The sequence below is a fragment of the Methylobacterium sp. CM6246 genome (assembly GCF_054818005.1).
The window spans coordinates 748,333-772,533 of record NZ_JBTXKY010000001.1 but is presented as its reverse complement, the minus strand read 5'-3'; the positions used below and the strand labels follow the sequence as shown (position 1 = coordinate 772,533).

Genomic DNA, 24,201 nt, shown 5'->3' with positions numbered 1-24,201 from the left:
TGTTTCACGTGAAACGCGTCGGATTCCAAGCGGCCGCGCACCACCGCCAGTGACACCAGCATGACCGAGTCCGATACCCTCTTCGCACCGGCCACCGGTTTCGGCCGCGCCGCCGTCTCAGTGATCCGGGTGAGCGGGCCAGGCGCCCGGGCGGTGCTGGGCGCCCTTGCCGGACCTCTGCCATCTCCCCGGCGCCTGTCGCTGCGTACCCTGCGGGATCCCGCGGACGGCACCGAACTCGACCGCGCCCTGGTCGCGTGGTTTCCGGGGCCCGACACCTATAGCGGCGAGGACATGGCCGAGCTGCACCTGCATGGCGGGACGGCGGTGCGGATGGGTGTGCTCACGGCGCTGGCCCGGATCCCAGGCTGCCGGGCGGCCGGCCCCGGGGCGTTCACCCGCCGGGCGGTGCTCAACGGCCGCATGGACCTCGCCGAAGCCGAGGCGGTGGCCGACCTGATCGACGCCGAGACCGAAGGGCAGCGCAGGCAGGCCCTGCGCCAACTCGACGGGGCGCTGAGCCGCCAGGTCGCGGCATGGCGGGCGGAGGCGATCGATTGCCTGGCGGCGGCCGAGGCGGCGCTCGATTTCGCCGATGAGGGTGACGTCGATGATGCCAGCCTCGACGCCGCACTGTTCGGCCGCGTGTCCGGCCTGCGCCACGCTATCGCGACCGCCCTGCACGATGGCCGCCGGGGCGAGCGCCTGCGCGAGGGGTTTGTCGTGGTGCTGGCCGGTGCGCCCAATGCCGGAAAATCGACGTTGCTGAATGCGCTCAGCCGGCGGGACGTCGCGATCGTGTCGGATGTGCCCGGCACCACCCGGGACGCCATCGAGATCCGCCTCGATCTCGGCGGCCTGCCGGTTTTCCTGGTCGACACCGCCGGCTTGCGCGAGACCGCCGAGCCGGTGGAGGCCGAGGGCATCCGGCGCAGCCGCGCCCGCATCGGCACGGCCGACCTCGTCTTGGCCCTCGTCCCCCCGGACGGGAGCGGGCCGGATCTCGGTGCGGCCGACCTTCCCGTTCTCCCGGTGCGCACCAAGATCGATCTTTTTGCCGGCTTAACAAACACCGTGGCGCCCGGAGCACTGGCGGTCTCGGCCCGGACCGGGGCCGGGCTGGACGCGCTGCTGGACGCGATTCAGATCGCGGCGGAAGCCGGGCTCGGCACCGGCGACGCGCTGGTTACGCGGGCCCGCCACCGGGCGGCGCTGGAGGCCTGCGTGGCACATCTCGACCGGCTTCTCGCCGGGGCGGGCGCGCTGCCCGAACTCGCTGCAGAAGATCTCCGGCTCGCAGTGAGGTCGCTGGGCGAGGTCGGCGGGCATGTCGGCGTCGAGGATGTGCTGGACCGGCTGTTTTCCGGTTTCTGCATCGGAAAGTAGTTTGTTAGCCGGCGTATTTCGAGGGATCTGGCGGTCGCGCCGGGCTCGGCAATCGCGTTTATCCTGCCGACCGCCGCCCTCGAACCGCGGCCTTTTCCGCGTGCGGACGAACAGGTCCCCGAGTCCGCCAGGCCGGCCATTGGGGCTATTGTGGGATCCGCAGGATCCGCGGGCGCCAGATCCCCAGGGCCACGTTGGCGGCCGACACCGCCAGCAGCACCCAGAGCGTGCCGCGCTCGCCCTCCAGCGAGGCGGCCAGGGCGGCGGGATCCAGCAGGCCGGCGAGCGCCCGGGCGCTGCGCTCGGCCTCGCGGTTCATCGGCCCCTGCACGTAGACCAGGCCGCCCTCGAACATCAGGACCCCGGTGGCGAGCTTCACCCAGGCCCAGCCGGCGTTGAGGTAGGCCCGGTTGAGCGCCATCGCGAGCAGGCCGGACAGCAGGGTCGCGGCGAGCGACGGCAGGAACACCCAGGTGGCGACGGCCCCCATGGCGCCCCGGATCGCCGCGTAGCCGGGCAGGGCGGCCGGCGCGGGAACCAGCGCCAGGAGGACCACCAGGGACGCCATCGCCCCCAGCAACCCGGCCGACCCCATCGTGTGGAGGAATTTCAGCAGGCGTCGCACGGCATCTGGCCCCCGGCCCGGTCGCCACGAGCTTAGCGCCGGAAACCCGGCGCGGGAGCGGGCCCGAAGGTCGCGGCCCACCCCCGTCAATCGTGCAGGCCCCTGTGAGCTGCGCAGGCCTCGTTCACCTGTGCAGGCTTCCTTTGGCTGCGCAGGCTTCGTTCCGCTGCGCAGGCTTGGTTTAGCTGCGCAGGCCTGGCGCCTCCTGGCCGGTGCGGGCCACGTACTCGGTGTAGCCGCCGCCGTACTGGTGGATGCCCTCGGGCGTCACCTCCAGCACCCGGTTCGACAGCGCCGCCAGGAAATGCCGATCGTGGGAGACGAACAGCATCGTGCCCTCGTAGTTGGCAAGCGCGGTGATCAGCATCTCCTTGGTGCCCATGTCGAGGTGGTTGGTCGGCTCGTCGAGCACCAGGAAGTTCGGCGGGTCGTACAGCATCAGGGCCATCACCAGCCGGGCCTTCTCGCCGCCCGAGAGCACCCGGCAGCGCTTCTCGACGTCGTCGCCCGAGAAGCCGAAGCAGCCGGCCAGCGCCCGCAGCGAGCCCTGCCCGGCCTGCGGGAACGCGTCCTCCAGGGTCTGGAACACGGTGCGGTCGCCGTCGAGCAGGTCCATGGCGTGCTGGGCGAAGTAGCCGAGCTTGACGCTGCCGCCGACCATGACCGAGCCGTCGTCCGGCGCGGTGGTGCCGGTGACGAGCTTCAGCAGCGTCGACTTGCCGGCGCCGTTGATCCCCATCACGCACCAGCGCTCCCGGCGCCGCACCGAGAAGTCCAGCCCCTCGTAGATCGTGCGGCTGCCGTAGCGCTTGTGGACGCCCTTCAGCATCACGACGTCGTCGCCCGAGCGCGGCGCCGGCTGGAACTCGAACGCCACCGATTGCCGCCGCCGGGGCGGCTCGACCCGCTCGATCTTATCGAGCTTCTTCACCCGGCTCTGGACCTGGGCGGCGTGGGAGGCCCGAGCCTTGAACCGCTCGATGAAGGCGATCTCCTTGGCCAGCATCGCCTGCTGGCGCTCGAACTGCGCCTGCTGCTGCGCCTCATTCAGCTTCCGCTGGCCCTCGTAGAAGGCGTAGTCGCCCGAGAAGGTGGTCAGCGCGCCGCCGTCGATCTCGATCACCTTGGTGACGATCCGGTTCATGAACTCGCGGTCGTGCGAGGTCATCAGCAGGGCGCCGTCATAGGCCTTCAGGAACGATTCGAGCCAGATCAGGCTCTCGAGATCAAGGTGGTTGGACGGCTCGTCCAGCAGCATCACGTCCGGGCGCATCAGCAGGATGCGGGCGAGCGCGACCCGCATCTTCCAGCCCCCCGAGAGGGCGCCGACATCGCCGTCCATCATCTCCTGGCTGAAGCTGAGGCCGTCGAGCACCTCCCGGGCGCGCCCCTCCAGGGCGTAGCCGTCGAGTTCCTCGAACCGGGCCTGGACCTCGCCGTAGCGCTCCACCAGGGCGTCCATCTCGTCGGCCCGGTCCGGGTCGGCGAGCGCGGCGCCGAGCTCCGCCAATTCGGCCGCCACCGTGCTCACCGGACCGGCGCCGTCCATCACCTCGGTGACGACGCTGCGCCCGGCCATCTCGCCGACATCCTGGCTGAAATACCCGATGGTGATGCCCCGGTCGGCCGCGACCTGGCCCTCGTCGGGCTGCTCCTGGCCGATGATCATCCGGAACAGGGTGGTCTTGCCGGCCCCGTTCGGACCCACGAGCCCGATCTTCTCGCCCCGCTGGAGCGCGGCCGAGGCCTCGATGAAGACGAGCTGCCGCCCGTTCTGCTTGGTGATTTTGTCCAGGCGTATCATGAAGGGCGGTTGCCGTGTCCGGGGGAAATGCTTCGGGCCGCTTACGGCATGGATCGAGACGGCGCAAAGACGAAGCCGGGGTCGGGGGGCCGCTTGCCGCTCACGCAACCGTGGGATCGGCGCCGGGAGCCAAGCACAGGCAGGGCCGTTGCCCCGCGCGAGACACAAGGAACGCGATGCTGTTCGGTTGGTGGAAGACGAGCCTGGACATGGCCATGCTGGGCCTGGAGGCCCAGGGGGTGATCGCACAGCGCATGGCGATGTTCGCGGTGGGCGGCCCGGCCGCGCAGATCGAGGCGCAGCGCATGGTGACGGAGAAGATCATGGCGGCCAGCGAAGCGGCCCTGATGGTCGCCTCGGGCGCCTCGAACGGCAAGGTGATCCGCAGCTACCGCCGGAAGGTCCAGGCCAACGCCCTGCGGTTGAGCCAGCGCTGAGAAGCCCGGCCCGGGACGCATCGCGACCGGAGCCGCGTTCCGCACAGGCGCTGCGCGGCCTCCCCGTGCCGGGCCCGCGACGTCACAGCCTCCTGGTCGAAGGAGACGACGATCTCACCGGCGAGCCGCCGGCCTTCCTACGCCAGGACGCCGTCGGCGAAGTCGCCACCGGCCTCTCGCGGCCTGAGTCCGAGCCAACACGGCGGTGTCAAGGGACATGTTCGTGCGTCGTCCGGCGCACCAGCCCAAGCCCGCCTCCGCCCGGGCGTTCATCGCCTCGATCGTCCGAGGCGCATGCCGCGTCACGTCTGCGTCGAAGGCTTGGACGACATCGGCGATGGTGCCGGATGGCCGGGCCGCCCGCGCAGCGCACCACTTGGCCACGTCTCGCAGGTCGACCCGCTCCTCCGGCGAGAGGCCGAGATGTTGCAGCAGGTCCCGTCTCAGGGCGCCCTGTCCTTTCGCAGCCACGGCGAGGGACGCCATCGCGATCTGCATGGATCGGAATGGATGGATCGGACTGGGACAGGGCGTACGCCTGTCGCCATCCACGTCGCCGGGATGCCGGCGCGCGCGAGAGAGCGGGGTCGATGCCCGTCACGGAACGAGCGCAGCGAAGCGACCTGGGGAAGCGTCCGGTCAGGGAGCGTAGCGCCGCAGGGTTGCGTCGCTACGCTCGCATAGACAGGGCCTGCTCGCCGTATCCCCGGAGCCCTGACCGAGCCTCAGTTGTTCGCCGTCCGGAACGTGTCGCAGGCCTTGGTCTGCCCGCTCTTGTAGCCGGCGGTGAACCAGCGCTGGCGCTGGGCCGAGGAGCCGTGCGTGAAGGAATCCGGCACCACGTAGCCCTGCGAGCGCTTCTGCAGCGAATCGTCGCCGATCTGGGCGGCGGCGTTCAGGGCCTCGTCGATGTCGCCCTGCTCCAGCTCCGCGTACTTGTCGTTCGAGTTCTTGGCCCAGACGCCGGCCAGGCAATCGGCCATCAGCTCGATCCGCACCGACAGGGCATTCGCCTCGGTCTTGCTGGAGGCCTGCTGCTGGCGGGCCTGGACCTTGCCGAGGATGCCAAGAACGTCCTGGACGTGGTGGCCGACCTCGTGGGCGATGACGTACGCGTAGGCGAAGTCGCCCTTCACGCCGAACTTGCTCGCCATCTCCTTGAAGAAGCCGGTGTCCAGGTAGACCTTCTTGTCGAGCGGGCAGTAGAACGGGCCCATGGCGGCCTGGGCCGAGCCGCAGCCCGAGCGGGTGCCGCCGGTGTAGAGCACCAGGGTCGTCGGGGTGTATTGCTTGCCGGTCTGCTGCGGCAGGATCTGGCTCCACACGTCCTCGGTGTTGCCCAGGATCTTCGAGGCGAACCGGCCGCTCTCGTCCGTCGGGGCCTGGCGGCGCCGGGACTGGGTTTGCGGGTCGGCCGTCTGCTCCTGCTGGCCGCCGCCGCGGCCGATCTGCTGGGCGCCACCGATCAGGATCGCCGGGTTGATGCCGGTGAAGTAGCCGATGATCATCAGCACCACGATGGTGCCGATCCCGAGGCCGCCCGCGCCGCCGCCCGGGAAGCCCATGCCGCCGCCGCCACCGCCCTCACCGCGGCGATCCTCGACGTTGTCGGAGCTGCGTAGATCGTCCCAGCGCATGGTCCCGCCCTGATGCCGCGCCTGCCGCCGGGCAGGGTGCGGTCCTAACTGTGCATCGCCTATGTCCGAAAGCCGGCAGACACCGTTCGGGACGAAACTCTAATGACGGGAGGGAACGCCCGGTTCCGCGGCTCCGGTCAAGCTTTCCCGTCGAGCAGGGCGCGCAAGGCGCGAAAATCCCGCCATGCGAGGCGCTTCTGCACCGGCTGTCGCAGCAGGAAGGCCGGGTGGAGGGTGGCCAGGAGCTTCGCCTCGCCGGTCGGCAGCTTGTACGGGAACAGCCGGCCGCGGGTCCGCAGGATCCCGTCCTTGGTGCCGGTCAGCGTCTGGGTCGCGGGGGCGCCGAGGCAGACGATCACCTCCGGATCGACCAGCTCGATCTGGCGCTCCACGAAGGGCCGGCACACCGCCACCTCCTGGGGTGTCGGGTTGCGGTTGCCCGGGGGCCGCCACGGGACGATGTTGCCGATATAGGCGCTGGTCCGATCGAGGCCGATCGCCGCCATCATCTTGTCGAGGAGCTGGCCCGAGCGGCCCATGAACGGCTTGCCGATCCGGTCCTCGTCGGCGCCCGGGGCCTCCCCGAGAAACATCACCCGCGCCTCGGGATTGCCGTCGGCGAAGACCAGGTTCTTGGCTGTGAAGCGCAGCGGGCAGGCGTCGAAATCCGCCAGGATCTTTTCCAGCTCGTCGAGGCTCTTGGCCTCGCGCGCCCGGGCGCGGGCATCGCTCGCCGCCTCCTCCGGCTGGGCGCTCGCCGCACGCCCGAAGGTGCGGGCCGGGGCCGGGGCCGGGGAGGGGGGTGAGCCCGGGGGCGGCACGAGGCTGTGGGACGGGGCGGCGGGCCGGGGCGAAGCCGCCGGGCGCCGGGGCGCCCGCAGGGTCGGGGCCGGCGTGTCGGCCTCGCCGAAGTGGTCGTGCGGCCGCTCGTCGAGGACCGCGTCGGCGCCGGCCTCCACGTGGAAATCGAGATAGGCGATGAGGTCGGCTTGCGCGTCGGTGGGGCTCGGCATGCTGGTCAGCATGTGGGGCGCTCGATGCCTGTGGACAACTCTTGAAACCCGCTCGACGGCAAGGACTTGCGTGACCGAACGGCGCGGCCCTCGGCGCCCTGCCGCACGCGACGGTGACCGCCGGGTCGCCCCGAGCCCGTCCGTATTCCCCCCATGCGGCATAGGAGAGCTTTCGCTCAAGTCCGGGCTCCGGCCGCTTGCCTTTCCAGTCTGGAATCGCTTGAGACGGCGACACGTACTGCCGATCCGGCAACGGATCGGGCATAGCGACAAGAAAACAGGAGGCTCGACGATGGCGCTGCCCGAACGCGAAAGCATGGATTTCGACGTGGTCGTGGTCGGCGCCGGGCCGGCCGGGCTCGCCGCCGCGATCCGCCTGAAGCAGCGCGCGGCCGAGATCGGAGAGGAGATCTCCGTCGTCGTGGTGGAAAAAGGCTCCGAGGTCGGCGCCCACATCCTGTCGGGCGCGGTGATCGACCCGATCGGCCTCGACCGGCTGCTCCCGGACTGGCGCACCGATCCGGAGCGGCCGCTCAAGACCGAGGTCCGGCGTGACGAGTTCATGATGCTGACCAAGAACAGCGGCGTGACCCTGCCGAACGTGTTCTTCCCCAAGCTCATGTCGAACCACGGCAACTTCGTCGGCTCGCTGTCGAACACCTGCAAGTATCTGGGCGCCCAGGCGGAGGCGCTCGGCGTCGAGATCTATCCGGGCTTCCCGGCCTCCGAGGTGCTGTTCGACGAGGCCGGCGCGGTGGCGGGCATCGCCACGGGCGACCTCGGGATCGGCCGTTCGGGTGATCCGCGCGAGGACTACACCCGCGGCATGGAGCTGCGCGGCAAGTACACGGTGTTCGGCGAGGGCGCCCGGGGCAACCTGACCAAGGGGCTGATCCAGCGGTTCTCGCTCAATCGCCACAGCGACCACTTCAAGTACGGGCTCGGCGTCAAGGAGCTGTGGCAGCTGCCGGATTCCACCTTCGAGCCGGGGCTGGTGCGCCACACGATGGGCTGGCCCCTGCCGAACCGGGCCGGCGGCGGCTCCTGGCTGTACCATTTCGACGACAACCTGCTGTCGGTCGGCTTCGTGACGCACCTGAACTACGAGAACCCGACCCTGTCGCCGTTCGAGGAGTTCCAGCGCTTCAAGACCCACCCGATGATCGCCGACACCTTCGCGGGCGCCAAGCGCATCGGCTACGGCGCGCGCGCCATCATGGAGGGCGGCTGGCAATCGGTGCCCAAACTGGTCTTCCCGGGCGGCTGCCTGGTCGGCTGCTCGGCGGGCTTCGTCAACGTGCCGCGGATCAAGGGCTCGCACAACGCGATCCTGTCCGGGATGCAGGCGGCCGACGCCATCGCGGACGCCCTGAAGGCCGGCCGGGCCGGAGACGAGCTCGCCGCCTACGATGCCGGCTGGCGCGACAGCCCGATCGGGCAGGACCTCAAGGCCGTGCGCAACGTCAAGCCGCTCTGGTCGCGCTACGGCACCCTGGTGGGGGTGGGGCTCGGCGGGGTCGACATGTGGGCGACCAGCCTGCTCGGCGCCTCGCCGTTCGGCACGCTCAAGCACGGCAAGCCGGACCATGCCTGCCTCAAGCCGCTCTCGGAGGTGACGCCGATCACCTACCCGAAGCCGGACGGCAAGCTGACCTTCGACCGGCTCTCCTCGGTCTACCTCTCGAACACCAACCACGAGGAGGACCAGCCGCCCCACCTCAAGGTCCGCGATCTGGAGCTGCAGAAGCGCTCGGAGCACGACGTCTACGGCGGCCCCTCGTCCCGCTACTGCCCGGCCGGCGTCTACGAGTGGGTGGAGGACGCAGCCGCCAGCGACGGCGTGCGCTACCAGATCAACGCGCAGAACTGCGTCCACTGCAAGACCTGCGATATCAAGGACCCGAACCAGAACATCGATTGGGTGACGCCGGAGGGCCCGGGCGGACCGAACTATCCGAACATGTGAGGGACGGCCGATACATATCGGCCGTCTGACGCGTTCGCCGTTCGTCGGACAGGCGGGCGTACCCATATGTTTGCGATCAGCCGGCAGCGGGTTTGGGTCGCCGAGCCCCGGCGCCTCCCACGGGATGGCGCTCCGGTTGCCCCCGTTTCATTAGAGAAATACGTTTCGTCCGACCGTCCGGGTGTTGAGCGCGACGTCAGGGCGCGCGCTGTGGCAATCGTGACAAAGCATCGGGGCGGCTTCCTCGCCCCGAAGACCTTCCTCGCCCCGAAGACCTTCCTCGCCCCGAAGACCTTCCTCGCCCCGAAGACCTTCCTCGAGCCGAAGACCTTCCTCGCGCCGTTGCGCGATCTCGACCCGGCTGCCTCGACCCGTCCGGACCTCTGGCCTGGGGTAGCCGCGTGCCGGAGTGCCGGTCTCGCTATCCCTGTGAGCGTGCCTCGCCCCTCGACGAACACGCTTCCGGCGATGCTTCCGAGCAAACCTCCGGCCAATCTGTTCGCCGCGGGCGGCAACGTTGTCGCAGCTAGCGACGAGGGCCCGCGCGGGTGCAAGCCTGACAGAGGTGCGCGAGTCCGAGGACGCCGGCTACCGCGCCGGCCTGAATCCGTAAGCCCCCGCGCCATCCTTTCGCCTTGCGGGGCTGGCGGGATGCGTTCAGTGTCCCCAGCGATTTTCGGGGATGCCCCGCCATTCTCGCGCCCGGCCCCCGTAGGCCGGCGCCCAGGAGCCGCGACCGGTTCATGATGACAACACGCGCCCGCCGGAGCGTCTCGGCGCTCGCCCTGATGCTCGCCGCCGGCCTGCCTCAGACCGTTCTGGCCGCCCAGCCGCGCGAGTCGGCCCCGCTGCTCGAATACGAGCCCGCGGAATCCCTGGAGGGCAACTTCCTGTCCGCCTACATCGCGGGCGCCTCCCGGGACACGGCGGCGGCGGCGACCTTCTACCGCGAGGCGGTCAAGGCCGACCCGCGCAACGCCGAGCTGGTCGAGCGCGCCTTCATCTCGCTGCTCGCCGACGGCGCCCTGCCGGACGCGTTCCGGGCCGGCGAGAAGCTGATCGCACGCGATCCCACCAACGGGCTCGCCAACCTCTCCCTCGGGGTGCGCCAGATCAAGGCCGGCCAGTGGGCCGCCGCCCGCCAGAATTTTTCGAGGAGCGGCCGGGGCGCGGCCACCGACCTGACCGCGACGCTGCTGACCGCTTGGTCCTATGCCGGCGCGGGTGACGGCAAGAAGGCGCTGGAGACGGTCAACAAGCTCCGGGGCGAGCGCTACTACAACACCTTCCGCGACTACCATGCCGGCCTGATCGCCTCGGTGATCGGCGACAACGCCGAGGCCGAGCGGCGGCTCAAGGCCGCCTACGAGGCCGACCGCAACACCCTGCGGATCGTCGATGCCTACGCCCGGCTGGAGGCCAGCCTCGGCCGCACCGACCTGGCGATCCAGGCCTATTCCGACTTCGACCAGCTCTCGCCCCGGCACCCGCTGGTGCGCGACGCCCTGGACAAGCTCAAGGACGGCAAGCCGCTGGCCCGCCTGATCGGCAACGCCCAGGAGGGCGCCGCCGAGGTGCTGTACGGGCTGGGCTCGGCGGGCTCGACGCAGGGCGACGAGCTGCCCGCGGTGATCTACCTGCGGCTCGCGCTCTACCTCGCCCCCGACCACGCGCTGGCCCGGCTGACGCTCGCCGACACCCTGGACCGGATGAAGCAGACCGAGCGGGCCAACGAGGCCTACGCGCAGATCCCCGCGACCTCGCCGCTCAAGCTCAACGCCGACATCCAGGTCGGCCTCAACCTGGAGCAGATGGGCAAGGGCGACGAGGCGCTGGCCCATCTCGACGCCGCCATGAAGGCGCATCCGGACGACATCGACGTGATCACCGCGCTGGGCAACGTCCAGCGGGCGCGCAAGAAGTACGAGGAGGCGGCCGCCACCTATACCCGCGCCATCGACCTGATCGGCGACCGGCCGCTGGCGAATTACTGGACGACCTTCTACTTCCGCGGCACCGCCTACGAGCGCGCCAAGCAATGGCCCAAGGCCGAGGCCGACCTGAAGAAGGCCCTGTCCCTGGTGCCGGCGAGCCAGCCGGCCGCCAAGGCCCAGGTGATGAACTATCTCGGCTATTCCTGGGTCGACCAGAAGATCAACATCGACGAGGCGTTCAAGCTGCTGCAGCAGGCCGCCGACGCGAGCCCCCGGGACGGCATGATCGTCGACAGCCTGGGCTGGGCCTATTACCGCCTCGGCCGCTGGGACGACGCTGTGCGCGAGCTGGAGAAGGCGGTCGAGCTGAAGCCCGGTGACCCGACCATCAACGACCACCTCGGCGACGCCTACTGGCGTTCGGGCCGGCGCCTCGAGGGCAAGTTCCAGTGGCAGCACGCCAAGGACCTGAACCCCGAGCCGGACGACCTCGCGCAGATCAACGACAAGCTGAAGGACGGCCTGCCGGAGATCGAGAAGCCCACCGCGACGGCCGAGACCGTGCCGGCCCCGGTGGCGGCCCCGCACAACGCCGAGAATCCGGAACTGCCCAAGGGCGCCCCGCAGCCGCACGAGGCCCCGGGCGCCGCCGACAAGGCCAAGAAGTCGGGGGGTTAAAAGCTGCCTCCTCCGGGGCGCGCATACTCTCCGGGCCGGCAAGACTAATTTGTCCGTCGGCTCATAAAAATCGACGCGCTTTTCCGGTCGGTTTGACGCACAGTGCCGCGGCTGCCCTCGGGCGGCCTCGCCGCGTCCCGGGCTGCGTCCGCGCATCCGAGCGACCGGCGCTGCACATCATCGCGAGGCAAGATCCCCGTACGATAACAGTCGGCGGGTGGGCGGGCGCCGGGCCCGCGGAGCCAGGGAGAACGCCCATGCCGTCAGATATCGAGATCGCCCGCGCCGCGACCCTGAAGCCGATCGCACAGGTTGCCGAGAAGCTCGGCATCCCGGACGAGGCGCTGCACAATTACGGCAAGCACATCGCCAAGCTCGACCACGGCTACATCGCCGGGCTCGAGGGCAAGGCGCCGGGCAAGCTCGTGCTGGTGACGGCGATCTCGCCGACGCCCGCGGGCGAGGGCAAGACCACCACCACGGTGGGCCTCGGCGACGCGCTGAACCGCATCGGCCAGAAGACCATGATCTGCCTGCGCGAGCCCTCGCTCGGCCCCTGCTTCGGCATGAAGGGCGGGGCGGCCGGCGGCGGCAAGGCCCAGGTCGTGCCGATGGAGCAGATCAACCTGCACTTCACGGGCGACTTCCACGCCATCACGTCGGCCCACAGCCTGGCGGCCGCCCTGATCGACAACCACGTCTACTGGGCGAACGAGCTCAACATCGACGTGCGCCGGATCCACTGGCGCCGGGTCGTCGACATGAACGACCGGGCCCTGCGCCAGATCACCCAGTCGCTCGGCGGCGTCGCCAACGGCTTCCCCCGGGAGGACGGGTTCGACATCACGGTCGCCTCCGAGGTGATGGCGGTGTTCTGCCTCGCCAAGGACCTCGCCGACCTCGAGGAGCGCCTGGGCCGGATCGTCATCGCCGAGACCCGCGACCGCAAGCTCGTCACGCTCAAGGACGTGAAGGCCACGGGCGCCATGACGGTGCTGCTCAAGGACGCCCTGCAGCCGAACCTCGTGCAGACGCTCGAGGGCAACCCCGCGCTGATCCACGGCGGCCCGTTCGCCAACATCGCCCATGGCTGCAACTCGGTGATCGCCACCCGGGCCGGCCTGCGGCTGGCCGACTACACCGTGACCGAGGCCGGGTTCGGCGCCGATCTGGGCGCGGAGAAGTTCCTGGACATCAAGTGCCGGCAGGCCGGCCTGAGCCCCTCGGCGGTCGTGGTGGTGGCCACGATCCGCGCGCTCAAGATGCACGGCGGCGTCGATAAGAAGAGCCTCGGGGCCGAGAACATCGGCGCCCTCGAGACGGGGTTCGCCAACCTCGCCCGGCACGTGACCAACCTGCGCGGCTTCGGCCTGCCCGTTGTGGTCGCGGTCAACCACTTCCACGCCGACACCGACGCCGAGCACGCCCGGCTGAAGGAGCTGTGCCGGGAACGCCTCGACGTCGAGGCGATCACCTGCCGCCACTGGGCCGAGGGCGGCGCCGGCGCCGAGGAGCTGGCGCACGCGGTGGTGCGGCTCGCCGCCAAGGAGCCGGCCCCGATCCGCTACGCCTACGAAACCGAGGCGCCGCTTTCGGAAAAAATCCGGGCGATCGCCACCAAGCTGTACGGCGCCGCCCACATCCAGATCGAGACCAAGGCCGCGGGCAAGCTCGCCACCTTCGAGAAGGACGGCTACGGCCACCTGCCGATCTGCATGGCCAAGACCCAGTACTCGTTCTCCACCGACCCGAGCCTGATGGGCGCCCCCGAGGGCCACGTCGTCGGGGTGCGCGACGTCCGGCTCTCGGCCGGTGCCGGCTTCGTGGTGGCGATCTGCGGGGAGATCATGACCATGCCGGGCCTGCCCCGGGTCCCCGCCGCCGACACGATCCGCCTCGATGCCGACGGGCAGATCGACGGGCTGTTCTAAGCGGGGTCGCTCGGGCTGCGCCTCTGCAGGCAAAGTCAGTCAGACGTCGCTGCTGAATCAGGCTGACGGCTGGACGCACGCGCATCTCCCGCCCCTGCGGGGGAAGGTGGCACCCGAAGCCGGGCCGGGACGGGACGAAGGCCCGTGCGAGGGGCGCAACGTGCAGCCTATGGCTGCGGCCGTCATGCCCGCTCGGCTTCATCCAGAAGCCGGGTTCCCCTTTGCCGCCCCCTGCCGATGCTGCGCCCTCCCGCCCCCACAGATGGGGGAGGGCGCAGCATCGGCACCGCCCTTGGCCCTCGTCCGCGACGCGGCGGAAACCCGGCCGCCTTCGAGGCTCATCCCGCCCCGAACAGCGCCACCGCCAGCCGCGAATGGTCCTCGCGCAGGCGGCCCGTATCCACACCCAGCGGCTCACCGTCGATCACCCGCCAGCGGCCGGCCACCATCACCCGGTCGGCCCGGGTCGCGCCGCACAGGACCAGGGCGGCCAGCGGATCGTGGGCGCCGGAGAAGCGCAGCTCGTCCAGGGTGAACAGGGCGAGGTCGGCCTCCAGGCCCGGCGCGATCCGGCCGATATCGGCGCGTCCCAGGCAGGCGGCCGAGCCCTGCGTGGCCCAGCGCAGGGCATCGCGATGGGTCACGGCCTCCGCCCCGTAGGTGAGCCGGCTCAGCATCAGCGCGTGCCGCACCCCCTCCATGAGGTTGGAGCTGTCGTTGGAGGCCGATCCGTCGACCCCGAGGCCCACGGGCGAGCCCGCCGCCTCCAGTTCGCAGGTGCGGCAGCGGCCCGACGCCAGGGTCATGTTTGAGGTTGGGCAATGGCACACGCCGACCCCGGCCTTGCCGAGCCGGGCGACCTCGGCGTCGTTGAAGTGGATGCCGTGGGCGAGCCAGACCCGGTCGGTCATCCAGCCGACCCGTTCCAGGTAGTCCACCGGTCGGCAGCCGAACATCGACTGGCAGTAGCCGTCCTCGTCCAGCGTCTCGCCGAGATGGGTGTGCAGGCGGCAGCCGTGCCGGGCGGCCAGCTCCGCGCTCTCGCGCATCAGCCGCTCGGTCACCGCGAAGGGCGAGCACGGCGCCAGGCCGATCTGCACCATCGCCCCGGGGGCGGGGTCGTGGAACAGGTTCAGCACCCGCTCGCAATCGGCCAGGATCGTGTCGTCGTCCTGCGTCAGCGTCTTGGGGGGCAGGCCGCCCTCCCGGTCGGACAGGCTCATCGACCCACGGGTCACGGCGGCGCGGATTCCGAGGCTCCGGGCCTCCTCGACCTGGACGTCCACCGAGTCCTCGAGTCCCTCCGGGAACAGGTAATGGTGATCGCCCGCCGTGGTGCAGCCCGAGAGCAGCAATTCGGTATAGGCCACCCGGGTGGCGAGCCGGAACGCCTCCGGGGTGATCCGGCCCCAGACCGTGTAGAGCGCCTTCAGCCACGGGAAGAGCGGCTTGTTGATCGCCAGCGGGTGCGCCCGGGTGAGCGTCTGGAAGGCGTGGTGGTGGGTGTTGATCAGCCCCGGGACGATCACGTGGCGCGCGGCGTCGAAGGTCTCGTCCACCGGGGCGGCCGGCCGGGCGCCCGCCGGCACGCATTCGACGATCCGGCTGCCCTCCACCACGACGCCGCCCCCGGCCCCCTCGGCCAGGATGGCCAGCGGATCGCGGATCCAGACCCGGCGGCCCCGTATCTCGGCGTCGCGCATGCTGTTCCCCTCGGGTCCCGACCTCGCACCGGACCGGTATCGGACCCGGCGCGGCGGCCGGCAAGCCCCGGACGGGTCAGGGGCGGCTGTCTCGCGGGCCGGCGCCCCCGGGCTTGACGCTCCCGGGCGGCGCTGAGACATGTCAGCGGGACTGACCTTCTTATCATCCGGTCTGCTTAAAGTGACGGTCTGCCCCCCGTGACGTCATCGGTTCAGCGCGACGGCCTGCGCGTCTCCGGGCTGCCTGCCGCGGCGCCCCGTCGGCCGGACGGCGTGGCCGCGACCGCCGCGCACGCCCTCGGCAGCGACGACCTGATCGAGCTGCTGTTCTTCGCCTACCGGGATTTCGTCGGCGACCCGGACCGGATCCTGGCCGCCTACGGCTTCGGCCGTGCGCATCACCGGGTGCTGCACTTCGTCGACCGCTATCCGGGGCTGACCATCGCGGAGCTGCTCGACATCCTGCGGATCACCAAGCAGAGCCTCAACCGGGTGCTGAAGGACCTGATCGGGCAGAGCTACGTCACCCAGAAGACCGGGCCGAGCGACCGGCGCCAGCGCCTGCTGTACTGCACGCCGTCCGGTGCCGAGCTGGCCGCCGACCTCACCCGCGTCCAGGCCCGACGCCTGGCCCGGGCGCTCGCCGCGCCGGACGCGCTGGGCTCCCCGGAGGATTTTCTGATGGCGATGATCGAGCCGGAGGACCGGCCTGCGGTCCGGCGCCTGATGGCCCGGCGCGGGCCGACCGGCGGTGGCGGCGCGTGACGGCCGCCCCCCGGGCCGACTTGCCCGACGCGGCGCCGCACGTCCTCGTGGTCGACGACGACCGCCGCCTGCGCGAACTGCTGGCCCGCTACCTGACCGACCAGGGGTTTCGCGTCACCGTGGCGGCCAGCGCCGCCGAGGCCCGGGCCCGGGCCCAGAGCGTCGTGTTCGACGCGATGGTGCTCGACGTGATGATGCCCGGCGAGAACGGCTTCGACTACGCCCGCAGCGTCCGCGAGACCTCCCGGGTGCCGATCCTGATGCTCACCGCCCGCTCCAACCCGAACGACCGGGTGATGGGCCTGGAGATCGGCGCCGACGACTACCTGCCCAAGCCGTTCGAGCCCCGGGAGCTGACGCTCCGGCTCAGCAACATCATCAAGCGCAGCGACCACCCGCGCGAGGCGGCGGCGGAGTCGGTGACCTTCGGGCCGTTCGCGTTCCGCATCGACCGGGGTGAATTGCGCCGGGACGACGCGCTGATCCGGATCACGGACCGGGAGCGCGAGATCCTGACGATCCTGGCCACGGCCGGGGGCGCCAACGTCGAGCGCGAGCAGCTCGCCGGCCCCGGGGGCGCCGCCGCGGAGCGCACGGTCGACGTGCAGATCAACCGCCTGCGCCGCAAGACCGAGGTCGACCCCGCCAACCCGGTCTTCCTGCAGACGGTGCGGGGCGTCGGCTACCGGCTCGCGGTGGACTGATCCGGGCCCGCTACACCACCCGCGGCTCGCCCGGCTTCAGCTTCAGCCCCTTGGACACCCGGGTGGAGAGGCTGCCCACGACGGCGACGGCGACCGGCCCCTCGGCCAGCGCACGGACCGCCGCCAGGGCGGCCTCGGCGTTCGGCTTCATCACGGCGTAGACCAGGGGAGCGGGTTTGGAACCCGACCGGCCGCGGCCGCCGGATCGCTCCGCGGTCACGGACACCAGGAAGGTCGTGTGGCGGCTCCGGGCGCGTCCAGGCATGTCTCAGCATGTGGCATGTCGGCTAATCATCACCAACGCCCCACCTCCCGGAAGGGCCGGGATGGAGAACGCGGATGTGCGGCACAGGGCGAATCGCGTGCCGCGATCGGCCGCCCCATCTCGCCTTACCCCATCCGGCGGCACCCGCGACGGATTTCGCGCGAATACTCTGCGGCTTTGTGTCGAAGACGCGCGATCACGGGCGTTCCGGGGGGGCCGTCGGCGCGTCCGGCCAGAACGAGGTCGAGGCCCGGCAGCGGGAGCCCCGCGAGCCGGGTGCTCCAGACTTGGCCGGGCGCCACCGGCAGGGCGTCGGTGAGCGTCCCGGTCGTGACGATCTCACCAGGCGCGAGCGGCGGGCTCGCAGGATCGTTAGCCAGAACATCAACGAGATGGCCGAGGGCCGAAAGGGGGCCGCCGCCGAGCACGTTGCGGGCGCGGCCCCGGTCGGCGACCGCGCCGTCGCACAGCAGGTCGACCGAGAAACTCGCCAGCGCATCGATCCAGGCGGGCGTCGAAGCCGGTATGAGCGGCACCCGCTCGCCCAGCACCAGCAGGCCGTGCAGCCCGAACGCCGCCACGGTGTCGGGGGCGGCGAAGCGCCAGCCGGGAAACAGCGACTGCACGAGTTCGAAACCCTGGGCCACCCAGTCGAGGCACCCGATCAGGGCGGCCGGGTCCATGCCGGGCTCGGGCGCCCGGGCCAGCCCGAACACGATCTCCGGCTCGATCCGCGGCTCGACCAGGGCGGCGAGCGGCACCGGCCCGGTCAGGTCGGCGCGCGCCCGCAGGGTCGTGTCGTAGACGTGGCCCCAGATCGGGGCGCGGACCCCGTAGGCGTCCCAGAGCGTCGTGTTGGTGAAGCCGATCTTGCGGCCCACCGGCCGCTCGCCCCGCGCCGCGCGCAGGCACCGGACCGCCTCGGCGACCCGGTAGGCGGCGGGCAGGTCCAGGCCGGCATCCCAGCCGCTCAGGGGCGGGATCTGGCGGCGATGCTCGTGAGCCGCCAGGATGGTGCGGGCATGGGTGGCGGCGGGGACGGGATCGCTCATCCCCGGACCTGTAGCATGGCGGCCGGCGGGGATGCGCTACCAGACCAGCCGTTCGATCACCGCGTCCGGGTGGACGGCCTGGCGCCCGAGCCATTCGGCGACGTCGCCGAGGCGGTGGTGCTCGGCCGAGACGCCGAGTTCCTCCGCGTGGATGCCGCGGGCCACCAAGAGGCTGGCGATGCCGAAGCCGCGGGCGCCGGCGATGTCGGTGCGGATCGCGTCGCCGATCGCCATCACGCGGCCCGGGTCCACCGGCGCGCCCGCGAGGTCGGCAGCCTTGGCGAGCGCCGCCTCGTAGACCGGGCGGTGGGGCTTGCCGGCGTAGATCACGGCGCCGCCGAGTTCGGCATAGGCCGCCGCGAGCAGGCCCGCGCAGGGGATCAGCCGGTTGCCGCTCTCGACCACGAGGTCGGGATTGGCGCAGATCAGGGTCAGCCCCCGGGCTGCCAGGCGCATGAGTTCGTCGCGGTAATCGTCGGCGGTCTCGCTGCGGTCGTCGAACAGGCCGGTGCAGACCACCAGGTCGGCCTCCACCTCCGGGACGAGGCTGAGGTCGAGGCCCTGGAAGATGCCGAGGTCGCGCTCGGGCCCGAGATGCCGGATCCGGGCGCCCGGGCGCTCGGCGATCAGCCCGCGGGTGAGGTCCCCCGAGGTCAGGATCGCGTCGTAGGCCTCCCGGGGCACGCCGAACCGGTCGAGGATCCGGCCGACGCCGTCCCCGGGCCGCGGCGCGTTCGAGACCAGGATCACCCGGCGCGGCCGCGCGCCCGGCAGGCCGCGGTACCGGATCAGCGCCTCGCCGGCCGGGACATGGGCCTTCTGGCCGTCATGCAGCACGCCCCAGACGTCGCAGAGGAGCAGGTCGTAGCGCTCCGCCACCTGCGCGAGGCCGTCGAGGGTCGGGATCGGTGCGGTCATGGAGGGATCCGGTCACGGTTTCAAAAGGTCCGGGACCTTTTGCGGGTGCAGGGCGGCGCGCTGCAAGCCTCCGGGCTCGCGCGACCCCAAGGCTTAGAGCGCTCGCCGCCCGACCGGGGACCGGTCCGGCGTGAGCGCGGGCGTCGAACCAAGGCCTGGGAGCCGTTCCCGCTTGCAGCGCGGTCGGGCGCTGTTCTACCGCGGCCCGAGCTTTTGCTCGGTGAAGAAATCGAGCATGGCCCGCGACGCGTCGGGCCCGTCGGTATCGGTGTAGCTGCCCTCGGGGCGGCCGCCGGACCAGGCATGGCCGGCGCCCCGGATCCGCCAATCCTCGACCACGACCCGGCCGGCCTCGTCCCGGAAGCGCGTGCGGGTGAAGGGATGGCCGCGGTCCTCGAAGGTCTCGGACCGGGCGGTCAGGCCGGCGACGTTGGCCTGGGCCAGCACCTGGTCGGCGTTGCGCACGCTGACGGTGCCGTCGTCCTCGCCGTGGAACACGATGGTGGGGATGCGCTGCCCGGCCGGGGCCGCCCCGAACGACGCCGCGGTGCCGAGGCCGGGCGCGCCGACCTGCATGGCCATCAGCGCAGAGCCGAGGTCGCGGGCGCAGCCGGCGGCGAGGCCCGAATGGACCCCCACGGCGGCGTAGAGGTCCGGATAGGCTCGGGCGATGTTCAACGCGGCCGCGCCGCCCGCCGACATGCCGGCGATGTAGACCCGGGCCGGGTCGATCGCGTGGGCCGCCATCACGGCCCGGGTGAGCCCCGCGATGATCGCGGCCTCGCCGGATTCCCGGCGCTGGTCGCGCGGATCGTACCAGTTCCAGCAGCGCTGGACATGGGCCTGCCGGCTCTGGCCCGGATAGGCGACGAAGATGCCGGCGCGCTCGGCCAGCACGTTCATGCCGGTGCCGGCGGCGAAATCGTCCGGGTTCTGCATGCAGCCGTGCAGCATCACGATCAGCGGCGCCGGCTCGGCCGGATTCCCCGGGATGAACAGCTTGTAGTCGCGGCTGCCGGCCGGCTCGGCGTGGCTGAGGCCGACGAACCGGCTCTCGGCCGGCGGCTTGCGGGATGCCGGCTTGCCGGGCGCCGGCGGCCGCGCGGGTCCGCGCCGCGGTTGCCCGAACCCCTTGAGCACCGGCGCGAGCCCGCGCACGACCTTGCCGACCGCGTTGCGGACCCGCAGCGCCGGATCGGAGATCGGGTTGCGGGCGGGCTCGATGCGCGCCGCGCGCCGCGCCGGTGCCGGAGCCTCCGTCCCGGCATGCCCGGGGGCCGCGCTCGGCGCATCCGGGCGTTGCACCTGGGGCTGCGCCTGGAGCTGCACCTGGGGCTGCTGCGGGGTCTCGGCGGTCTCCGGCGGCGGCGGGGCCGCGTAGCCGCCGAAGCTGCGCTGGATCAGGGTGGTCGCCTCGTCCAGGCGGCCCAGGCTGGTCAGGCGTGTGGCCTCGATCATGTCGGCGAAGGGCGAATGCGTGGCCCGGTCGCGGGCACCGTCCTGCATAGCCTTCAGCTTGCCGAAGGGATCCATGATGGGTGCGCGCTTGGTCACATCAGCGTCCGTGTCGCGGCCGGGATGGCCCGCGGGTCGGCATATGGTGCGATGCAATAGAGGCCGATGTGCGATGCGGCAAGGCCGGTCAGGACGGGTCGTCGGCGCCGATATACTCGGCCCAGATCGGTGCCGCACCGAGGCTCGCGCGGAAGCTGTCGTGCCGCGCCCGCTCCTCATCCGTAAGGCGGCTCCGATATGGCCGAGGGGCCGCCGGAGCCGCCTGGACGACGGTCCGGACCGCCGGGCCGGACTGGGCGTCCAGGAGCCCAAGGCTGGTCTGCTTGCCGCCGAGCAGCTCGACATAGACCTCCGCCAGGATCTGCGCGTCGAGGAGCGCCCCGTGTTTGGTGCGTCGGCTGGTGTCGATGCCGTAGCGGTTGCACAGGGCGTCGAGGTTGTTGGCCGCGCCCGGGTGCTTGCGCCGGGCCATGGGCAGGGTGTCGACCACGTCGTCCAGCTGAATCGGCGGCGGCGCGTTCGCCCCGAGCCGGGCATATTCCATGTTGAGGAAGCCGACGTCGAAGGGCGCGTTGTGGATGACCAGGCGCCCGTCGGCCAGGAAGGCCTGCAGCTCGCCGACGATGTCGGCGAAGAGCGGCTTGTCCGACAGGAACGCGTCCGACAGCCCGTGGACGTTGAACGCCCCCTCGGAGACCGCCCGCTGCGGGTTGCAGTAGCGGTGGAAGGTCCGGCCCGTGGGGATGTGGTTGAACAGCTCGAGCGCGCCGATCTCGATCAGCCGGTCGCCGTTCCGCGCCTCGGTGCCGGTGGTCTCGGTGTCGAGGACGATCTCACGCAGCATTTTTGCGACTCAGGGGTCAGGATCACGCGCCCGATCGGCGATGGGGCTCCGGGGCGGGTGACCGCTTGCGGAGGACTCTGTCGCCCGAAAGGTTGACACTTCCTTGGACGCCGGCGGACCGGCGCCCGTGTGCCTGGCGGCGAGCGCCTCAGGCCGCCAGGGCCAGCCGCCCCTCGTCCTCGTCGGCCTCGGCCGCCATGAACTGGGCCCGGGCGAGTTCGGCGAAGCGGCCGTTCTGGGCGACCAGCGCGTCGAACGTGCCGGCCTCGACGATCCGGCCCTCGTGGAAGACCAGGATGCGGTCGGCGTCCCGGATCGTGGCGAGCCGGTGGGCGATCACGAAGGTGGTGCGCCCCTCCATGACGGCCTCCAGGGCGCCCTGGAGCTTGCGCTCGGTGGCGGCGTCCAGCGCCGAGGTCGCCTCGTCGAGGATCAGGATCGGCGGGTTCTTCAGGAGCGCCCGGGCGATCGAGAGCCGCTGGCGCTCGCCCCCCGAGAGCGACCGGCCGCGCTCGCCGATCACCGTGTCGAGCCCGTCCTGCTGGCGCGCCATGAAGGCGCCGGCCTGGGCCCGATCGAGGGCGTCGAGCATCTCGGCATCGGTGGCGTCGGGGCAGCCGACCTGCAGGTTCTCGCGGATCGAGCGGGCGAACAGCATCGGCTCCTGGAACACCACGCCGATGTTGTGGCGCAGGGACGACAGGCCGATGTCGCGCACGTCGAGGCCGTCGATGCGGATCGCCCCGGAGGACGGATCGAAGCTGCGGTGCAGGAGGCCCAGCGTCGTCGACTTGCCCGAGCCGGTGGTGCCGACCAGCGCCACGGTCTCGCCCGGGCGGGCCGAGAACGAGACGCCGTCCAGCGCCTTGCGCCGGCCGTCATACGAGAAGGCGACGTCGTCGAAGGTGACCTCGCCCTCGAAGCGGGCGACCTGCCGGGCATGGGGACGGTCGGCCACGGCCGGCACGGTGTCGTAGATTTCGAAGAACTCGGCGATCTTGGGCGCCTGCTGGAACAATCCGTTAACGAAGCCGACCACATGGTCGAGCCGCGCCACGAAGGCGGTGGCCAGGCTCATGAAGGCCACGACCTCGCCCACCGTGGTGGTGCCGGCCTGGTACAGCCAGATGCCGGTGACGAAGATCGCCGTCATGGTGATGGTCGCCGAGGCGCGGGTCGCCACGTTGGCGAGCGCCCACCAGGACAAGACCGGGATCTGCGCGGCGAGCAGGTTGGTGATGATGCCGCGCATCGCGTCCTTCTCGGCCTTGGCGCGGGTGAAGGACTGGATCACCGCGACGTTGCCCAGCGCGTCCGAGGCGTGGGCGGCGAGGCCGGAATTGAATTCCTCGACCTGGCCCTGGAGCGTCTCGGTCCGGCGCATCACGAAGGTGGTCAGCGCCGTGAAGGCCACCACCAGCACCACCAGGATCGAGCCGAGCTGCCAGTTGATGAACAGGGTCATCGGCAGGAGCACGACCAGCGAGACCAGGGCGACGAGGTGGTCGCGGAAGAAGCCGAGCCACAGCCAGGCCATGCCGTTGGTGCCCTCCAGCATCGCCTTCAGGACCCGGCCGGAATGGTTGGCCGAGTGGAAGGCCAGCGGCAGGTCGAGGACGTGCTCGAAGTAACTCGCCATCGAGGACAGGCGGTTGCGGTGGGCCAGCCGGTCGGCGTGGAGCGCGATGAACACGCCCGCCGCGATGGTGAAGAAGCCGAACGCCACCCAGGCCGCCAGCAGGGGCAGCATCGTGGCCATGGCGTTGCCGCCGCGCTTGAGGTGGGTCAGCTGATCGATGATCCGGCCCATCAGCAGCGGTTCGGCGAAGGCCGCCACCGCCAGCACGACGTTGGTGGCCGCCAAGCCGATGGCCAGCCGCCGATCCGCCTTCAGGAAACCCAGGACCCGCCCGTACAGACGAACCATCGCCACCGCTCCGCCACCCCCGGCGCGGCCCGTGTATCCGGGTCTCGCGCCACTTCTTAAGGTCCGTGCGACGGGCGGCCACCGCCGATTCCGCCGCCAAACCCCTCGCACCACACGGCTTATGCCCGGGCCCGCCTGAACGGGCGATGACGGCCCTATACAGGGTCGAAGCGTCCGCCTTTACGGTTCGTTCAGCAAGATTTCCTAACGCTGCGAATAACCCGGCCGCAAGCCACAGCGGGGGGCGACTCGTTGACGATTTGCATCGGGCGCCCAGGGCCGTGGATCGCGCAACCGCACTCGGCCTCCTCTCAAGCCTCGGCGTCGTGGTCGGGCTGATCCTCCTCGACGGCGGCCATATCGGTGCCTCCGCGTCGGAGTACGCGGCGGGGGTGGTGTTCGGGGACGCCACCGCGGCCACGATGATCCGCGTCCCGTTCCCGGTGATCGTGCACGGCCTGCCGATGGGCCTGCGCTACGCCTTCGTGATGCGCTCGGTGATGCCGCAGGCGCCGATCTGAGGAGATCACCAAGATCGCCGACGTGGTCCGCGAGTCCGGCCCGATGGCGCTGGAGAACATGGAGATCTCCGACCCGTTCCTCGCCCAGGGCGCGCGCGGCATCGCCGACGGCTACGACCGGGACTTCATCCGCGACACGATGGAGCGCGACCGCGACAACGTCCTCACGCATCCCGATGAGGGCTCGAAGGTCTGCCGGGCCTACGGCGACTGCGCCCCGGCCTGGGGCCTGATCGGCCCGATCCTCGGCCCGGTGGCGATGTTCGCCAACATGTCCGCCCCCTCGAAGCTCGGGCCCGCCATGGCGACCGCGCCGCTGGCCACGCTCTACGGCGCCGGGATCGCCAACCTGATCACCCTGCCGCTCGCCGACAAGCTGCCCGTGAAGCTCGAGGAGGCGGACGTCTCGCGCTCGCTGATCATCGACGGCATCCCCGACACCCCCGACCTGGCGGCCAACCGGCGGGTGACCGTGACGCTGCTGACGGAGGCGCCGCCGGTGCCGAACGTGAAGGGACTGCCGTAGGGCGACCCACCGCCGACGGTCGGGGTTTCGAGAGGTCCGCGCCCTCTTGC

The 24,201-nt window shown here is 71.2% G+C and carries 18 protein-coding genes and 1 pseudogene; 8 read left to right on the top strand and 11 right to left on the bottom strand.

Annotated features, from left to right (window positions below; translation table 11 throughout):
- Positions 1-60 precede the first annotated feature (60 nt).
- The gene (gene mnmE / locus ACYQPG_RS03830) at positions 61-1,386 is read left to right on the top strand and encodes a tRNA uridine-5-carboxymethylaminomethyl(34) synthesis GTPase MnmE (protein WP_461230285.1); all 1,326 of its coding nucleotides are present in this window, start codon (positions 61-63) and stop codon (positions 1,384-1,386) included.
- 145 nt (positions 1,387-1,531) lie between these two features.
- Here the strand turns inward: mnmE and ACYQPG_RS03825 are convergent, their stop codons facing one another.
- Both ACYQPG_RS03825 and ACYQPG_RS03820 read right to left on the bottom strand, forming a co-directional pair.
- Positions 1,532-2,011 carry a hypothetical protein gene (locus ACYQPG_RS03825; protein WP_461230284.1) on the bottom strand — a complete coding sequence of 160 codons (480 nt, stop codon included), beginning with the start codon at positions 2,009-2,011 and terminating at the stop codon, positions 1,532-1,534.
- 181 nt (positions 2,012-2,192) lie between these two features.
- Complete coding sequence (locus tag ACYQPG_RS03820) at positions 2,193-3,815, bottom strand: ABC-F family ATP-binding cassette domain-containing protein (protein WP_147941328.1); 1,623 nt, start codon at positions 3,813-3,815, stop codon at positions 2,193-2,195.
- 176 nt (positions 3,816-3,991) lie between these two features.
- Here ACYQPG_RS03820 and ACYQPG_RS03815 point away from each other — a divergent pair, with 176 nt between their 5' ends.
- Positions 3,992-4,252, top strand: a complete 261-nt coding sequence (locus tag ACYQPG_RS03815) for a hypothetical protein (RefSeq protein ID WP_147910434.1) — start codon at positions 3,992-3,994, stop codon at positions 4,250-4,252.
- 725 nt (positions 4,253-4,977) lie between these two features.
- On the opposite strand, the gene ypfJ is transcribed toward ACYQPG_RS03815, so the two are convergent.
- Both ypfJ and ACYQPG_RS03805 read right to left on the bottom strand, forming a co-directional pair.
- Positions 4,978-5,889 (bottom strand): KPN_02809 family neutral zinc metallopeptidase, encoded by a 912-nt coding sequence (gene ypfJ, locus ACYQPG_RS03810; protein ID WP_147941327.1) that lies wholly within the window; start codon positions 5,887-5,889, stop codon positions 4,978-4,980.
- 137 nt (positions 5,890-6,026) lie between these two features.
- On the bottom strand, positions 6,027-6,914 hold the full coding sequence (locus ACYQPG_RS03805) for a uracil-DNA glycosylase (protein WP_461230283.1): 888 nt from the start codon (positions 6,912-6,914) through the stop codon (positions 6,027-6,029).
- A 280-nt stretch (positions 6,915-7,194) separates the two neighbouring features.
- On the opposite strand from ACYQPG_RS03805, the gene ACYQPG_RS03800 reads away from it, so the two are divergent.
- The 3 genes from ACYQPG_RS03800 to ACYQPG_RS03790 all read left to right on the top strand — a co-directional run bounded on the left by ACYQPG_RS03800 (position 7,195) and on the right by ACYQPG_RS03790 (position 13,411).
- On the top strand, positions 7,195-8,868 hold the full coding sequence (locus ACYQPG_RS03800) for an electron transfer flavoprotein-ubiquinone oxidoreductase (RefSeq protein ID WP_147941730.1): 1,674 nt from the start codon (positions 7,195-7,197) through the stop codon (positions 8,866-8,868).
- 743 nt (positions 8,869-9,611) lie between these two features.
- On the top strand, positions 9,612-11,480 hold the full coding sequence (locus ACYQPG_RS03795) for a tetratricopeptide repeat protein (RefSeq protein WP_147941729.1): 1,869 nt from the start codon (positions 9,612-9,614) through the stop codon (positions 11,478-11,480).
- 257 nt (positions 11,481-11,737) lie between these two features.
- Positions 11,738-13,411 (top strand): formate--tetrahydrofolate ligase, encoded by a 1,674-nt coding sequence (locus ACYQPG_RS03790; RefSeq protein WP_461230282.1) that lies wholly within the window; start codon positions 11,738-11,740, stop codon positions 13,409-13,411.
- 338 nt (positions 13,412-13,749) lie between these two features.
- On the opposite strand, the gene ACYQPG_RS03785 is transcribed toward ACYQPG_RS03790, so the two are convergent.
- Entirely contained in the window at positions 13,750-15,114 is a 1,365-nt protein-coding gene (locus tag ACYQPG_RS03785) for an 8-oxoguanine deaminase (RefSeq protein WP_461230281.1), read from the bottom strand.
- A gap of 273 nt (positions 15,115-15,387) precedes the next feature.
- Here ACYQPG_RS03785 and ACYQPG_RS03780 point away from each other — a divergent pair, with 273 nt between their 5' ends.
- On the top strand, positions 15,388-15,879 hold the full coding sequence (locus ACYQPG_RS03780; RefSeq protein ID WP_147910186.1) for a MarR family winged helix-turn-helix transcriptional regulator: 492 nt from the start codon (positions 15,388-15,390) through the stop codon (positions 15,877-15,879).
- Positions 15,876-16,583: a response regulator gene (locus tag ACYQPG_RS03775; RefSeq protein ID WP_419828719.1), complete on the top strand. Its 708-nt coding sequence runs from the start codon at positions 15,876-15,878 to the stop codon at positions 16,581-16,583. The genes ACYQPG_RS03780 and ACYQPG_RS03775 overlap by 4 nt, the downstream gene beginning before the upstream one ends.
- Positions 16,584-16,593: 10 nt before the next feature.
- Here ACYQPG_RS03775 and ACYQPG_RS03770 read toward each other — a convergent pair whose 3' ends face one another.
- From ACYQPG_RS03770 to ACYQPG_RS03745, 6 genes are all read right to left on the bottom strand, one after another.
- Positions 16,594-16,848 (bottom strand): hypothetical protein, encoded by a 255-nt coding sequence (locus ACYQPG_RS03770; RefSeq protein WP_419828718.1) that lies wholly within the window; start codon positions 16,846-16,848, stop codon positions 16,594-16,596.
- 125 nt (positions 16,849-16,973) lie between these two features.
- Positions 16,974-17,900 carry a 2-keto-4-pentenoate hydratase gene (locus tag ACYQPG_RS03765; protein ID WP_461230280.1) on the bottom strand — a complete coding sequence of 309 codons (927 nt, stop codon included), beginning with the start codon at positions 17,898-17,900 and terminating at the stop codon, positions 16,974-16,976.
- Between the two features lie 36 nt (positions 17,901-17,936).
- The gene (locus ACYQPG_RS03760) at positions 17,937-18,818 is read right to left on the bottom strand and encodes a TIGR01459 family HAD-type hydrolase (protein WP_147898346.1); all 882 of its coding nucleotides are present in this window, start codon (positions 18,816-18,818) and stop codon (positions 17,937-17,939) included.
- A 195-nt stretch (positions 18,819-19,013) separates the two neighbouring features.
- Positions 19,014-20,324 (bottom strand): extracellular catalytic domain type 1 short-chain-length polyhydroxyalkanoate depolymerase, encoded by a 1,311-nt coding sequence (locus tag ACYQPG_RS03755; protein ID WP_461232415.1) that lies wholly within the window; start codon positions 20,322-20,324, stop codon positions 19,014-19,016.
- Positions 20,325-20,460: 136 nt separating this feature from the next.
- Positions 20,461-21,177, bottom strand: a complete 717-nt coding sequence (gene dnaQ / locus ACYQPG_RS03750) for a DNA polymerase III subunit epsilon (RefSeq protein ID WP_147910181.1) — start codon at positions 21,175-21,177, stop codon at positions 20,461-20,463.
- A 148-nt stretch (positions 21,178-21,325) separates the two neighbouring features.
- Positions 21,326-23,110: a glucan ABC transporter ATP-binding protein/ permease gene (locus ACYQPG_RS03745; protein ID WP_461230279.1), complete on the bottom strand. Its 1,785-nt coding sequence runs from the start codon at positions 23,108-23,110 to the stop codon at positions 21,326-21,328.
- A 275-nt stretch (positions 23,111-23,385) separates the two neighbouring features.
- Between ACYQPG_RS03745 and ACYQPG_RS03740 the strand changes: the two are divergent.
- Positions 23,386-24,151: pseudogene (locus ACYQPG_RS03740) on the top strand (motility protein A).
- Positions 24,152-24,201: the final 50 nt, after the last annotated feature.